The organism is Nonomuraea sp. KM88, from assembly GCF_052245635.1.
Classification (GTDB): domain Bacteria; phylum Actinomycetota; class Actinomycetes; order Streptosporangiales; family Streptosporangiaceae; genus Nonomuraea.
The window spans coordinates 174,122-188,055 of the sequence record NZ_JBQQCC010000009.1; the positions used below are offsets into that span (position 1 = coordinate 174,122).

Annotated in this window: 11 protein-coding genes and 3 pseudogenes; 9 read left to right on the plus strand and 5 right to left on the minus strand. The window is 70.7% G+C overall.

The features are described from left to right. Positions 1–11: 11 nt before the first annotated feature. From ACTWPV_RS26370 to ACTWPV_RS26385, 4 genes are all read right to left on the minus strand, one after another. Complete coding sequence (locus ACTWPV_RS26370; protein ID WP_347643679.1) at positions 12–1,295, minus strand: ABC transporter substrate-binding protein; 1,284 nt, start codon at positions 1,293–1,295, stop codon at positions 12–14. Between the two features lie 44 nt (positions 1,296–1,339). Next, positions 1,340–2,206, minus strand: a complete 867-nt coding sequence (locus tag ACTWPV_RS26375) for a carbohydrate ABC transporter permease (protein ID WP_347643678.1) — start codon at positions 2,204–2,206, stop codon at positions 1,340–1,342. Further along, positions 2,190–3,152 carry a carbohydrate ABC transporter permease gene (locus ACTWPV_RS26380; protein WP_347643677.1) on the minus strand — a complete coding sequence of 321 codons (963 nt, stop codon included), beginning with the start codon at positions 3,150–3,152 and terminating at the stop codon, positions 2,190–2,192. The genes ACTWPV_RS26375 and ACTWPV_RS26380 overlap by 17 nt, the downstream gene beginning before the upstream one ends. A gap of 213 nt (positions 3,153–3,365) precedes the next feature. Continuing rightward, positions 3,366–4,319 carry a LacI family DNA-binding transcriptional regulator gene (locus ACTWPV_RS26385; RefSeq protein WP_443153829.1) on the minus strand — a complete coding sequence of 318 codons (954 nt, stop codon included), beginning with the start codon at positions 4,317–4,319 and terminating at the stop codon, positions 3,366–3,368. Positions 4,320–4,511: 192 nt separating this feature from the next. Here ACTWPV_RS26385 and ACTWPV_RS26390 point away from each other — a divergent pair, with 192 nt between their 5' ends. From ACTWPV_RS26390 to ACTWPV_RS26430, 9 genes and pseudogenes are all read left to right on the plus strand, one after another. Further along, the gene (locus ACTWPV_RS26390) at positions 4,512–5,399 is read left to right on the plus strand and encodes an NAD-dependent epimerase/dehydratase family protein (protein WP_443153830.1); all 888 of its coding nucleotides are present in this window, start codon (positions 4,512–4,514) and stop codon (positions 5,397–5,399) included. After that, complete coding sequence (locus ACTWPV_RS26395; RefSeq protein ID WP_443153831.1) at positions 5,399–6,271, plus strand: 5-dehydro-4-deoxyglucarate dehydratase; 873 nt, start codon at positions 5,399–5,401, stop codon at positions 6,269–6,271. The genes ACTWPV_RS26390 and ACTWPV_RS26395 overlap by 1 nt, the downstream gene beginning before the upstream one ends. Then, a pseudogene (locus ACTWPV_RS26400) lies at positions 6,268–6,534 on the plus strand (mandelate racemase/muconate lactonizing enzyme family protein); the annotation flags it as partial. The gene ACTWPV_RS26395 and the pseudogene ACTWPV_RS26400, both read left to right, overlap by 4 nt. 88 nt (positions 6,535–6,622) lie before the next feature. Continuing rightward, on the plus strand, positions 6,623–7,324 hold the full coding sequence (locus ACTWPV_RS26405; protein ID WP_443153950.1) for a mandelate racemase/muconate lactonizing enzyme family protein: 702 nt from the start codon (positions 6,623–6,625) through the stop codon (positions 7,322–7,324). Next, positions 7,324–9,246, plus strand: coding sequence for a DUF6807 family protein (locus ACTWPV_RS26410; protein ID WP_443153951.1), 1,923 nt, complete (start codon positions 7,324–7,326; stop codon positions 9,244–9,246). The genes ACTWPV_RS26405 and ACTWPV_RS26410 overlap by 1 nt, the downstream gene beginning before the upstream one ends. Before the next feature lie 139 nt (positions 9,247–9,385). Then, positions 9,386–11,371, plus strand: coding sequence for an ATP-binding cassette domain-containing protein (locus ACTWPV_RS26415; protein WP_443153832.1), 1,986 nt, complete (start codon positions 9,386–9,388; stop codon positions 11,369–11,371). Positions 11,372–12,438: 1,067 nt separating this feature from the next. Then, a pseudogene (locus tag ACTWPV_RS26420) lies at positions 12,439–12,591 on the plus strand (ATP-binding cassette domain-containing protein); the annotation flags it as partial. A 20-nt stretch (positions 12,592–12,611) separates the two neighbouring features. Beyond that, a pseudogene (locus tag ACTWPV_RS26425) lies at positions 12,612–12,857 on the plus strand (hypothetical protein); the annotation flags it as partial. 129 nt (positions 12,858–12,986) lie between these two features. Further along, positions 12,987–13,151 carry a hypothetical protein gene (locus ACTWPV_RS26430; RefSeq protein WP_443153957.1) on the plus strand — a complete coding sequence of 55 codons (165 nt, stop codon included), beginning with the start codon at positions 12,987–12,989 and terminating at the stop codon, positions 13,149–13,151. A gap of 21 nt (positions 13,152–13,172) precedes the next feature. Here ACTWPV_RS26430 and ACTWPV_RS26435 read toward each other — a convergent pair whose 3' ends face one another. Beyond that, complete coding sequence (locus ACTWPV_RS26435; protein ID WP_347643669.1) at positions 13,173–13,838, minus strand: TetR family transcriptional regulator; 666 nt, start codon at positions 13,836–13,838, stop codon at positions 13,173–13,175. Between the last annotated feature and the right edge of the window lie 96 nt (positions 13,839–13,934).

The following is a 13,934-nucleotide window of genomic DNA, read 5'->3' on the forward strand; positions in this document are numbered from 1 at the left end:
GGTGCGAAGGATCAGCCCGCGATCGAGGCGTTGGCCTCGGTCAGGAACTTCTGTGCGGCGTCGTCGGGGGTCATCCTGCCGAAGAGGACCTCCTCCGAATACCGCGTCAGGATGTCTTCCATGGCGCTGGCGCCCTTGGGCGGCGCGGCCGGCGGGTCCGACAGCTCGCTCCTGACCTCGTCGATGAAGTCCAGCGTCTTGATGTCGGTGTCCGGCAGCTTGTCCTTGACCGCCGCCAGGACCTTGGAGCTGGCCGGCAGGCCGCGGTCGCTCAGGATGATCTCGCCCGCCTCGGGGTCGTTGATCATGAAGTCGATGAACTTGGCGGCCTCGGCCGGGTGCTCGGTCTTCGACGAGGCGGTGTAGAGCATCGCCGGCTGCAGGAACATGCCGCCGGTGGTGGCGCCCTCTGCCTTCGGCATCCGCAGCAGGCTGACGTCCTGGCCCGAGGCCTTGTTGATGGCGCCGAGCTGGTTGCTCCACCACATGCCCATCGCGCCGGTGTTGGTGCCGAGCAGCGACTGGTCCACGCTCTGGGCGCCGATCTCGACGCTCTTGGCGGCGTCGGGGGTGCCCTTGGACTTGATCAGGCTCTGCATGTTGGCCCACCACGCCTTGAGCGTGTCGGGCGAGATGCCGAGCTTGTTGCCCTGGTAGAACTCCTCGCCGCGCTGGGCGGCGAAGATCTGCAGGTAGCCGGGGTTGAAGCTCTGCTGCGTGCCGAAGACCTTGCCGCCGCTCTCGGCGGTGATCTTCGTCGCCAGGTCGACGTAGTCCTTCCAGGTCCACGTGGTGTCGTCGGGCAGCTTCTGCCCGTTCTTCTCGACCAGGTCCGGGTTGACGACCAGGCTGAAGGCGTTGACGCCGGTGGGGATGGCGTACTGCTTGCCGTCGAGGCTGCCGGTGGCCAGCACCTTGGCGTCGATGTCGGCGGTGTTGACCTTGCCGGCGAGGTCGGCCAGCGCGCCGCGCTCGGCATATTCGCGCAGGCCGCGGATCTCGATGGTGATGACGTCCGGCGCGTCGTTGCCCGCGACCTTGGTGGCCAGCGTCTCGTAGTAGCTGCCGAAGTCGGAGAACTCGCCCTCGATGTCGATGTTCGGGTTCTTCGCCTCGAACTTCTTGATCGCCTCTTCGGTCATCTTCTGCCGCGCGTCGCTGCCCCAGTAGGAGAAGCGCACCTTGACCTTGCCGTCGGCGCTCTCGCCGCCGCTGTCACTGCCGCAGGCCGCGGTGACCGCCAGCACGGCGGTGGCGAGCAGGGCCGCAGACCACATCTTCTTGCCAGAGCTCACGGCTCTACCTCCTAGGGGGTCTTCTGGGTTGGGGGGTGGAGGAGCTACTTCAGTCCCGTGGTGGCGACACCACGGATCAGGTACTTCTGCCCGGCCAGGAAGAAACCGAAGATCGGGCCGAGCGCGATGATCGACATGGCGAACATAGGGCCCCACGACGACTCTCCACTAGAGTCCAGGAACGTCCGCAACGCGACCGGGACGGTGAAGTTGTCCGGGTTGTTGAGATAGAGCAGCTGGCTGAGGAAGTCGTTCCACGTCCAGATGAAGGTGAAGATCGCGGTGGTGGCCAGGGCGGGCAGCGAGAGCGGCATGACGACCCTGATGAAGATGCGCCAGTAGCCCGCGCCGTCGATCTCGGCCGCCTCGTCCAGCTCCCTCGGCAGGGTGCGGATGAACTGCACCATGAGGAAGATGAAGAACGCGTCGGTGGCCAGCACCTTCGGCATGACCAGCGGCCAGATCGTGTTGATCAGGTCCAGCTCGGAGAACATGATGTACTGCGGCACGATCACCACGTGGTGCGGCAACATGATCGTGCCCAGCATGATCGTGAACCAGAGTTTCTTCAGCGGGAAGTTCAGCCGCGCGAAGGCGTAGGCGGCCAGCGAGCAGGCCACCAGGTTCGCCACCACCGACAGCGCGGTGATGACCGCGGAGTTCCACAGGTAGTAGCCGAAGGGGTGCTTCAGCGCGGTCCAGCCCTCGGTGTAGTTCTCCAGCGTGACCTCGTTCGGCAGCAGGCCGGGCTGCCGGAAGATGAGCTCCTCCGGCTTGAGCGAGCTGGAGACCATCCAGAGCAGCGGATAGAGCATGATCACGCCGAAGCCGATCAGCAGGAGGTGCTTGACCACCCGTCCGCCCTTGAGCGGGCGGAACAGAACCGGAAGCGGCCTACTTGGTGTCGCCATAGAAGACCCAATACTTGGAAGCGAGGAAGTTCACCCCGGTCAGCCCGGCGATGATGAGCAGCAGGACCCACGCCATCGCGGCCGCGTAGCCCATGTCGTAGTCCCTGAATCCGTTCAGGTAGAGGTAGAGCGTGTAGAACAGCGTCGAGTCGGCGGGGCCGCCGGTGCCGTTGCTCACGATGAACGACTGCGTGAACGACTGGAACGACTTGATGATCTCGAGCACCAGGTTGAAGAAGATGATCGGCGTCAGCAGCGGCAGCGTGATCGCCCTGAACTGCCGCAGCGGGCCGGCGCCGTCGACGGCGGCGGCCTCGTAATAGCTGCTGGGGATCTGGCGCAGCCCGGCCAGGAAGATGATCATCGGGGCGCCGAACGTCCACACGTGCAGGATGATCAGCGTGCCGAGAGCGTAGTCGGGGTGGCCGACCCAGCCGGGGCCCTGGATGCCGAATGCCCCGAGCAGCGCGTTGACCAGGCCGTCGGCGCCGAAGACCTTGCGCCAGAGGATCGCGATCGCGACGCTGCCGCCGAGCAGCGAGGGCAGGTAGAAGATCGAGCGGTAGATCGCCAGGCCGCGCAGCCCCCGGTCGAGCACCAGGGCCAGCGCGAGTGCGAAGGCGAGTTGCAGCGGCACCGAGACGACCACGTAGATCGTGGTGACCTTCAGCGAGGAGATGTACCTCGGGTCCTCGGTGAACATCTTGACGTAGTTGTCGAAGCCGATCCACTTGGCCTCCTCCAGGAGGCTGTAGTCGGTGAACGACAGGTAGAGCGAGGCGAGGATCGGGCCGATCGTGATGACGAGCAGGCCGGCGAACCAGGGGGCCAGGAAGAGATAGGCGGCCCGCGCCTCGCGACGGGAGCGTTTCGTGGAGCGGTGTCCGCCACCACGCGCGGGTCCGGTCACCGCCTCCCGGGGCCTCACCGCCACCGAGTCAGCCATGACGGAACTCACTCCTCATCAAGAACCCTCCGGCGAGATTGGTATTGGATAGCGCTTTCCTATAGCTGGTGGGAAAGGAGCGTCAACCCTTTGCAGCCGTTACCTAGCCGTTACCGATATATCGTTGACGTGTTCGCCCTGCTCAGCGGGTTGGCCTCAACAGAAGTCAGATGAATTTGGCCCTCGTTTAGTACAACCGTTTGCAGCCCTCCGCTAACGCGGAGCAGCCGTGGAGTCCCTCACGACCAGCCGGGTCTCCAACGAGGTGGTGGCGCTCACCTCCTGGATGAGCAGATCGACCGCGAGCCGCCCCGCCGCGGCGGTGGGCATGGCGACCGTGGTGAGTTTGGGACGGTTGAGCCGTCCGGGCACGATATCGTCGATCCCCACGACGCTCACGTCCGCGGGCACGCTCAGCCCCAGATCGGCGAGGCCCTCGATGAGCCCGATCGCGACCAGGTCGTTGTAGGCCAGCACGCCGGTCACCCCGGCGTCGCGCACCCGGCCCGCGGCGGCGAAGCCGCCCCGCTCGGTGGGCGCGTTGGGGCCGACGACGGCGAGATCCACGCCCGGCACCTGCTCGGCGGCGGCGCGGATCTCCGCACTCGTCCACGAGCCGGCGGGACCGGACACCAGCGCCACCCGGCGGTGCCCGAGCCCGGCCAGATGCTCGACGGCCAGCCTGGCGCCGTGGCCGACGTCCATCAGCACGGTGGCGGCCCCCCGCAGCCGCCGGTTGATCACCACGAACGGCACCCGCTCGGCCAGCCGTTCCAGCGCCTTGTTGGACGAGCGCGGGCTGCACAACACCACGCCGTCCACCTGCTTGGAGAAGGCCTGCACCAGCTCCTCCTCGGCGGCCGGCTCCTCGTCGGTGTCGGCCACGAACAGGTGGTAGTCGCGCTGCCTGGCAGCCGCGTGGGCGGCCTTGATCAGCGGCGGGAAGAACGGGTTGGCGATGTCGGCCACGATCAGGCCGAGATTGTGGGTGCGCCCGGTCGTGAGCGCCCTGGCCGCCCGGTTGGGCCGGTATCCGAGCTCCTCGGCCACCGTCAGCACCCTCGTGCGGGTGGCGGCGTTCACCATGTGCGGCGCGGAGAACGTCCGCGACACGGTCGATACATGCACGCCGGAGGCCCGGGCCACATCACGAATCGTCACAGTCACAATCGCACACCCTAACGCAACCGCTTGCAGAGGCCATGGGGCAGATGAAAGCGCTTGCTGTACTATCCCGCACCCTGAGCAACCAGAAAACCCCAGCTAGACAGCTGGCCATGAAATCACCTCTTGACGCCCTGGCCTTCCTGACACAAAGGTTTAGTGCAACTGTTTGCAGTCTTGAAGGAGCCCCTCACGGTGAGCAGAGTCCTCGTCACCGGAAGCGCAGGACGCCTCGGCCGCAGCGTGGTCACAACGCTCGCGAAGGCCGGGCACGAGGTCGTCGGCGTGGACCGCGCCCCAGGAACCCCAGGTGAGGCCGCCGCCACCTTACCCGCCGACCTCACCGACACGGGAGAGGCGTTCGAGACGATCGCCCGATTCCGGCCGGAGACGGTGATCCATCTGGCCGCGATCGCCACCCCCTTCAGCCGCCCGGAGTCGGTGATCTACAAGATCAACACCCAGCTGGCGTTCAACGTCTGCGAGGCGTCCGTGGCGCTCGGCGTGGCCGGCGTGGTCGTGGCCAGCAGCCCCACCGTGCTCGGGTACGGCGCCCCCGGCGGCTGGGCGCCGGCGTACCTGCCGATCGACGAGGAACACCCCGTGCGGCCGTGGAACGCCTACAACCTGTCCAAGGTGGCGGCCGAGCAGACGATGAGGGCCTTCGCCGTCGCCGGGACGACCAGGATGGCCGCGGTCCGGCCGTGCTTCGTCATCCCGCCCGAGGAGTGGGCGGGCGCGCCGACCCAGTCGGGGCACACCGTCAAGGATCGGCTGGACCGGCCGGAGCTCGCCGGCGTCTCGCTGTTCAACTACATCGACTCCCGCGACGCCGCCGACATGATCGCCGTGCTCGCCCAGGCCCTGCCGGAGCTGCCGAACGGCGAGGTCTTCTTCGCCGGCGCCGCCGACGCGCTGGCCAGGAAGCCGCTGGCCGAGCTGCTCCCCCAGGTCGTGCCCGGCACCGAGCAGCTCGCGGCCGGGCTCACCGGCACCTCCCCCGCCTTCTCGACCACCAAGGCAGAGCGCCTGCTCGGCTGGCAGCCGAAGCGAAGCTGGCGCACCGAACTCAAGGACATCTGATGAATCTCAGCGGTGTGCTGTTCTTCCCCGTGACCCCGTTCGACGCCGGCGGCGGGCTCGCCGAGGAGGTGCTGGCCGAGCACGTCTCCCAGCGCATGGAGCACGGCCCGGGCGCCGTCTTCGCCGCCTGCGGCACCGGCGAGTTCTCCGCCCTGTCGGAGTCCGAGCACGCCCGCGCGGTGCGGGTGGCGGCCGAGGCCGTGGGCAGCCGGGTGCCGGTGTTCGCGGGCGCGGGCGGCCCGCTCGGCGCGGCGCTGAGCCAGGCGCGGGCCGCCAGGGAGGCGGGCGCGGACGGGCTGCTGCTCATGCCGCCGTACCTGGCGCAGGGGCCGGGGCACGGCTACACCGCGTACGTGTCGGCGATCGCCGCCGAGCTGCCGGTGATCATCTACCAGCGCGGCACGGTCGTGCTGGAGCCCGACACCGTGGTCGAGCTGGCCGGGATCCCCGGGGTGATCGGGCTCAAGGACGGCCTGGGCGACATCGACAGGATGCAGCGCACCGTGCTGGCCGTGCGCGAGAGGTTCCCCGGGTTCCTGTTCTTCAACGGGCTGCCGACGGCCGAGCTGACCATGCCCGCCTACCGGGGCATCGGCGTCGAGCTCTACTCCAGCGCGGTGTTCGCGTTCGCGCCGGAGATCGCCACGGCCTACCTGAACGGCGACGAGCGGCTGCTGACGGAGTTCTACGCCCCCCTCGTACGGCTGCGCGGCAAGGTCCCCGGCTACCCGGTCTCGCTGGTCAAGGCCGGAGTCCGGCTGCGCGGCCTGGACGTGGGCGGCGTCCGACCGCCGCTGGTGGACGTCACCGCAGAGCATCTTGAGGAGCTGGAGGCGCTGATCAAGACCGGTCTCGACCTGGTGGCGTCATGACCGTCACCGAGCTGCGTACCGAGCTGCGCAGCGTCCCGCTGCCCCGTCCCTGGGGCGCGGACGTGCCGGCCAACCACGTGATCGTCACCCACGTCACGCTGGCGGACGGGCGCACCGGCAGCGGCTTCTCGTGGACGCCGCAGATCGGCGCGCACGCCGTCAAGGCGCTGCTCGACCACGACCTCCGGGAGGCGCTGATCGGCCTCGACCCGCACCCCGAGGTGGTGTGGGACCGGCTCTGGCGGCACCTGCGGGAGGCGGGCCCCGGCGGGATCACCACGGTCGCGCTGGCCGGCGTCGACCTGGCGCTGTGGGACCTGCGCTGCGGCGAGCGCGACCGTGGTGGCCGGCGTGCTCGGACGGCGGCGCGACGAGGTCCCGGTCTACGGCAGCGGCGTCAACCTGCACTACCCCCTGGAGGAGCTGGTCGCGCAGGCCCGCCGCTGGGTGGCGGCCGGCTACCGGGGCGTCAAGATCAAGGTGGGCCGCCCCGACCTGGCCGAGGACGTGGCGCGGGTGGCCGCCGTCCGCGAGGTGATCGGCCCCGACCGGCTGCTGATGATCGACGCCAACCAGCGGTGGGACCTGCATCGGGCGCGGCGGGCCCTCGCCGCGCTGCGCCCGTTCGACCTGCACTGGATCGAGGAGCCGCTGCCCGCCGACGACGTGGCCGCGCACGTGGAGCTGCGCCGCTCCACCGACGTGCCGGTCGCCGTCGGCGAGAACGTCTACACCGCGTACGGCTTCCGCGACCTGCTGGCGGCCGGCGCGTGCGACGTGGTCCAGCCGAACGTGGCGCGGGTCGGCGGCATCACGCCGTTCCTGCGCGTCGTGGAGCTGGCCAGGACGTACGACGTGCCGGTCTACCCGCACCTGCTGAGCGAGATGTCGGGGCAGCTCGCGCTGGCCCTGCCGCTGCCCGCCATGGTGGAGGACGTGGAGGACGCCTCGTTCGCCGCCCTCGGGCTGCTGGCGGAGCCGTACCCGGTGGAGATCTCCGGCGGCGCCCTCCGCGCGGGCGCGCACGCCGGGCTGGGGCTGAGGTGGTCGTGATGGCGCCGGCGAGAATCGTGCTGGCCGGAGCACACGGGCACGGCCGGCACCACCTGCGTCAGCTGCACCTGCTGTCCGACTCCGGCGTGGCCGAGCTGGCCGGGATCTGCGACGTGCGCCCGGTCGAGGTCGGATTCGGCTCGCCCCGGCAGTCGTCCGACCTGCGCGAGCTGATCGCGAAGACCGGCGCGGAGATCACGATCATCTGCACGCCGATCCACACCCACGCCGACCTCGCGGTGGCCGCGCTGCACGCGGGCTCGCACGTGCTGCTGGAGAAGCCGCCCGCGGCGACACCCGAGGCGCACCGGAAGATCGCCGCCGCGGTCGCGGAGACGGGGCTGGCCTGCCAGGTCGGCTTCCAGTCCCTCGGCTCCGCGGCGATCCCGGCGCTGCGCGAGCTGATCGCGAGCGGCGGCATCGGGCGGGTGCGCGGCATCGGCGGCGCGGGCGCCTGGGAGCGTCCCGCCTCCTACTTCACCCGCTCGGCATGGTCGGGCAGGCGCCGGCTGGACGGCGCCGACGTGGTGGACGGCGCGCTCACCAACCCGTTCGCGCACGCCGTGGCCACCGCCCTGGCCCTGGTGGACGGCCCGATCGCGGACATCGAGACCGAGCTCTACCGCGCCAACACGATCGAGTCGGACGACACGTCCTGCGTGCGGATCCGCCTCGACGACGGCCTCGTGCTCACCGTCGCGGTGTCGTTGTGCGCGCCGGAGCGGCACGAGCCGTATCTGGTGGTGCACGGCGACGCGGGCCGGGCCACGCTCGTCTACACGCAGGACAGCGTCAGGGTCGAGCTGCCGGACGGGTCGGTCACGACCACCGTGTACGACCGTACCGACCTGCTGGACAACCTGCTCGACCACGTGCGCACGGGGACCCCGCTGCTGGTCCCGCTGGCCCGTACGGAGAGGTTCACCCAGGTGCTGGACGCGGTGCGGCTGGCGCCCGAGCCGCAGCCGATCGCCGAGCGGCACCAGGAGGTCGAGCGGGACGGCGAGGGCGCGGTCGTGCGCCGGGTCCTGCCGGGCGTCGCCGGCCTCACCGCCCGCAGCGCCGAGCGGCTGGCGCTCTACTCCGAGCTGGACGTGCCGTGGACCCGGGTGGAGCTGCTGGCCGGCGACCGTCCGGTAGCCCGCTACGAGACGCGGCCCGACCTGCCGGTGACCGACTCCCCCCGCCCCTACCTGCACCTGGTGCGTACGCTGGGCGGCGTCGAGGTCACCGAGGTCAGGCCCGAGGACCACGTCCACCACCTCGGCGCCGGGGTGGCCATCGCCGACCTGGGCGGGGCGAACTTCTGGGGCGGCCGCACCTACGTCAGGGACCAGGGGCCCACCTGGCTCGACGACCACGGCGTCCAGCGGCACGTGGCGTTCTCGCGGCTCGACGACGGCGGTTTCGTCGAGCAACTGGAGTGGATCGGGCCCGGCGGCAGGCTGATGGCCCGCGAGGAGCGCGCGGTCACCGTACGACCGCTCCAGGACGCCTGGGCCCTGGACTTCGCGTTCACGCTCACCAACCTCACCGGAGCCCCGCTGGAGATCAACAGCTCGGCCACCAAGGGCCGCGCGGGCGCGGGATACGGCGGCTTCTTCTGGCGCGCGCCCGGCACCTCCACCGCCAGGACCACGGTGCCGGGGGACGAGCGGGCGGTGCACGGCAGCCGGGACCGCTGGGTCGCCATGTCCGGCACCGACCCGGACGGGCGGGACTGGACGCTGGTGTTCGCGCAGGACGGCGACGACCCCTGGTTCGTGCGCGTCGAGGAGTATCCGGGGGTGGGCCAGGCCCTGGCCTGGGACCGGCCGCTGATCGTCGAGGACACGCTGACCAGGCGGGTGGTCACGGCGGTGATCGACGGCCGGCTGGACGCCACCGCCGCCGGGTCCGTCGCGGGCGAACTGCTGCGATAGCGCGGGGGCCGCTGGAGTGTCGTCCGGCGACCCCTCCTCTCCACGCTGCATATCTAACGCCGTATGAATATTTCTTGACCTATGGAGCGGCCCATGTGAAGATCACCCCGACTGTCGACCTGGGGGACGGCGAGACACGGTGACCGACACGCAGCCGGCCTATCCAAGATTCTCCTGGCGTGATCTGAGCCTGGCCCGGATCCAGGACATTTTCGACGAACGAAGACGCCTGCTGGCGCTGTTACGTTTCAGCCGCCCACGTACGCTGGCCGCCCTGTGCGCGACGGTGGCCACCTCGGTCGCCGCGGCCCCCTTGACCGCCATCTTCGCCAGCCACGCGGTGCATGCGATGACGGCGGCGTCTCCCGAGGCCGGCCTGCTACCGCTGGTGTGGCCGGTGGCGGGGTTCGCGGCCGCGATGCTGGCCAGGCAGGCCGCCGAGGTCCTCGCGTGGGCGCTGAAGGCGTCGGCGGGCAGGCGCATCGACGGTGTGGTGCGCTCCCGGGTACGGCGAATCGCCCTGCGCCCGGATCGCATCGCCCACCTGGAGGACCCGGAGTTCCACGACGTGGCCGTGCGCGCCAGCGACCAGGGCTTCACCTGGCGGATACGCTCTCCCGGAGCCGCTGCCGTGGGCCAACTGGAGATCACCGCGCGAACGATGTCGGCGGTGGCGATGGCGGCGGTGCTGGCCGCGTACTTCCCCGTGCTGGCGGTGGCGCTGCTGGCGCTGTCTGTGCTGATCCGGTCGATCACCCGGCGGCAGTGGATGCATCTAGAGGCGGTCAAGGACGCGGCGACCCCCGAGCGGCGCAAGGTCGACTTCTGGGCGGACCTGGCGGCAGGGTCCGACGCGGCCAAGGAGGTCCGGCTGTTCGGTCTGGCGGGGTGGGTGAGCGAGCGGCGTCTGGCGGCGCACCACGCGTGGGAGGCCGGCCACTGGCGAACCCGCCGGCGCGTGCTGCGCAGCCAGAAGGCCACGTTCCTGCTCGCGGCGCTGTGCGCTGGACTGGGCCTGCTGGTCCCCGGGCTCGCCGCGTGGGCCGGGGAGCTGAGCATCGCCGAGCTGTCGCAGTGCCTGGTGGCGGTCTGGGGGATCCTCGCGATCTCGGCGATGGGCGGGGAGTCGTACGACATCGACTACGGCAGGACCGCGGTGACGGCGCTGCGGAAGCTGGAGGACCTGACCGGCCCGGATCGGCACGCCCCTCGGGAAAGCGCTCCCCCTGGCGGCCCCGCGCCCCTGGTGCGGTTCGAGGACGTGTCCTTCCGGTACCCGGGCGCCTCCGTGCCCGTGCTGCGAGGGCTGAGCCTGACCATCCGCCCCGGCGAGCGGCTGGCGATCGTCGGAGCCAGCGGGGAGGGCAAGACCACGCTGGTGAAGCTCCTGGCCGGCCTGTACGAGCCCACCGAGGGCCGCATCACCGCCGACGGCACAGACCTTCGCTCGCTGGACGCCACGGCGTGGCGGCGCGGGATGACGGCGCTGTTCCAGGACTTCGTCCACTACCCGCTCACCGCGCGCGACAACATCACGCTGGCCGCTCCTGAAGCCGCGCCGGCCGACGACGAAAGACTCCTGGAGCTGGTACGGGAGGGCGGCGCGCAGCCGGTGCTGGACCGGCTGGAATCGGGGCTCGACACCGAACTGTGGCGGACCGGCGCCGACGGCCGTGACCTGTCGGGCGGGCAGTGGCAGAAGCTCGCCGCGATCCGGGCACTCTACGCGGTGGAGCACGGGCGGCGCCTGGTGGTCCTGGACGAGCCCACCGCACACCTGGACGTCAAGGCCGAGGCCCGCTTCCACGAGCAGGTGATCGGCTCGGTCGGGGACGCCTCGGTCGTGCTGATCTCGCACCGGCTCTCCACCGTGCGTCCCGCCGACCGCATTGTCCTGCTGCGGGAGGGCCGGATCACCGAGGAGGGCTCCCACGACGACCTGATGCGGCTAGGCGGCGAGTACACCCGGCTCTTCCTGCTCCAGGCGTCAAGATTCCACAGGCCCACGGCCGGCGACGACAGGGCCACCGGCAACGGAGCCGCCGACAGCCGGGCCGACGGTGCCGGGGCCGTCGATTCCGAGCAGGGAGCCGTCGCTCGCGAGGGCGGCGAGGAGGCGCGATGACACTGCGGGACAGCGCCCGGATGGCGCGGCACACCCTGGCGCTGGGCCTGCGCGCGGACCGCCGCGTGAGCATCACGGTGGGCGTGCTCGTGCTGCTGCAGGCCGGGATGGCCGCCGGCATCGCCTACGCCCAGCGGCATCTGGTCGACGCGGCCGGCGCCCACCTGCTCGGCGGGCTGCTGGCCGCGGTCGCGCTGGGGATGACCGCCCACGCGCTGCAGCTCATCGGCTGGCGCTTCACCCACAACCTGCGCAATGATCTGCGCGACCGGATCCAGCTGGCGCTGGAGCAGGAGATCACCGAGGCAGCGGCGAAGATCCCGACCATCACCCACCTGGAGCGGGCGGACTTCCTCAACCGGATCGCCATGTTGCGCCGCGGCACGCTGGCGCTGTCGAAGACCGGGTGGGCGGCGGCGCACACGGCCTCCACCCTCGCCGGGATCGGGCTGAGCCTGTGGTTGCTCATCCAGGTGCATCCCGCGCTCGCGCTCCTGGCGGTGGCGGCCGTGCCGATCCTGCCTCTGGCCAACCGGGCCATGCGGATGCAGCGGCAGGCGCTCGACGCCACGGCCGAGTCGCTGCGCCGCGAGAGCAGGCTGCACGACCTCTGCCTGAACCCCGACCCCGCCAAGGAGGTCTGGATCTCCGGCAACGGCGCGGAGCTGGACCGGCACGCGCGCGCGTTGTGGGAGGAGGCGGCCGACCTGGAGGCCAGGGCTCGGCTGCGCGGGCTCGGTGGCGAGATCGGCGCCTGGGCGCTCTACTTCTCCATGCTGGCCGGCGCGCTGCTGGTCGTGGGGCTGCTCCTGGCCCGCGGCCAGGCCACTCCCGGCGACGCGGTGCTGATCATCTCGCTGGCCGGTCAGCTACGGCAGCAGCAGCAGAGCGCGGTCGAGTCCATCGCCCTGGTCGCCGACGGCGGCCGGGTGGCCGAGCACCATCACTGGCTCCTCACCTACGCCGCCGAACACGGCGTACATCCTGCGGGGACGGCCGTGCCGGCCCAGCTGACCGCCGGCATCGAGTTGCGCGACGTCTGCTTCACCTATCCGGGAACGGACACGATGGTGCTCGACCACGTGAACCTCACCATCCCCGCCGGCTGCACGCTGGGCCTGGTGGGCATCAACGGCGCGGGCAAGTCCACCTTGATCAAGCTGCTCATCGGGGTGTACCGGCCCACCTCGGGCACGATCCTGGTGGACGGCGTCGACCTGCGCGATTTCGATCCGTCCGGATGGGCGGCCGGGTGCACCGGCACGCTGCAGGACTTCCTCAAGCTGCAGACCCCAGTGGCCGAATCGGTCGGCGCCGGCGACCTGTCCAGGATCGACGACACCGCCCGGATCGGGCTGGCGCTGCGGCGAGCGGGCGCCGGCGGGATCGTGGAGAGCCTTCCCGACGGCCTGCGGACGCAGCTCGGACGGACCTTAGCGGCGCCGAACTCTCCCACGGCCAGTGGCAGCGCGTCGCACTCGCCCGTGGCCTCATGCGTGAGACTCCGCTGCTGCGCGTCCTCGACGAACCCACGGCGGCGCTCGACCCGCAGGCGGAGCACGACCTCTTCGAGCTGTACGCCGAGCAGACCCGCGATTTCACCGAGCGGGGCGCGGTGACCGTTCTGGTCTCGCACCGGTTCTCGACCGTGCACATGACCGACCACATCGCGGTGTTGTCCCATGGGCAGGTGGTGGAGCAGGGCAGCCACGCCGAGTTGCTCACGGCGGGTGGCGACTACGCCGACCTCTATCTCACCCAGGCACTCGCCTACCGATGACCGCCCGCCGGGCTCTGAGCCCTAACAGGGCTCCGGAGGGCGCGGACCTTCGTCGCGGCCCGCGCCGGACCTGAGCAGGCGCAGCGCGCCCCGCGACAGGGCCACCAGGATGTCGGCCGCCTCGTCGAGGTCGGGGTAGCGGCCCTCCAGGTGGCCGATGGCCAGGGCGTTGGTGGCCGCGTTGATGCCGTCGGCGATCATCTCCAGCCGCCGCCTGTCGTGCTCGTCGTCGGCGGTGTAGCCGAGGGCGGCCAGGTCGGCGGCGTGGTGCTCGCGGTAGGCGGCGGCGGTCTCCGTGGCGAAGTCGCGCAGCGAGGACGACGGGTCGTGCCGGGCCCGCAGCTGGATGCGGAGCAGCTCGGGGTGACGGCAGATGGCCTCCAGGGGGATGCGGAAGGTGTCGCGGTGGGCTTCGAGGTCGCCGGGGGCTTCGCGGGCGGCGCGCCGGGCCTCGCGCATGGAGTTCCGCAGCCGCCGGCCGCCCTCCTCGGCGAGCACCAGCAGCAGGTCCTGCATGTCCTTGAAGTGCACGTAGAAGCTCGACTGCGCGATGCCGGCGGCCCTGGCGACCTTGACGGTGGTCAGCCCGGCCTCGCCCTCCTCGTCGAGGATCGCCAGCGCGGCCCTGACCAGCTTGCGCCGGGTCAGGTCTTTCGCCTCGCTCCTGCTGCGCGGTGTGCTCGTCATCGATGCTCCCTCCCCTCCCGTAACGATTCTCCCGTGGCTCTTGTACGGATTTTCACCGATAGTACTATCGGTGAAATTGCTCTCGGGGGCCTACCG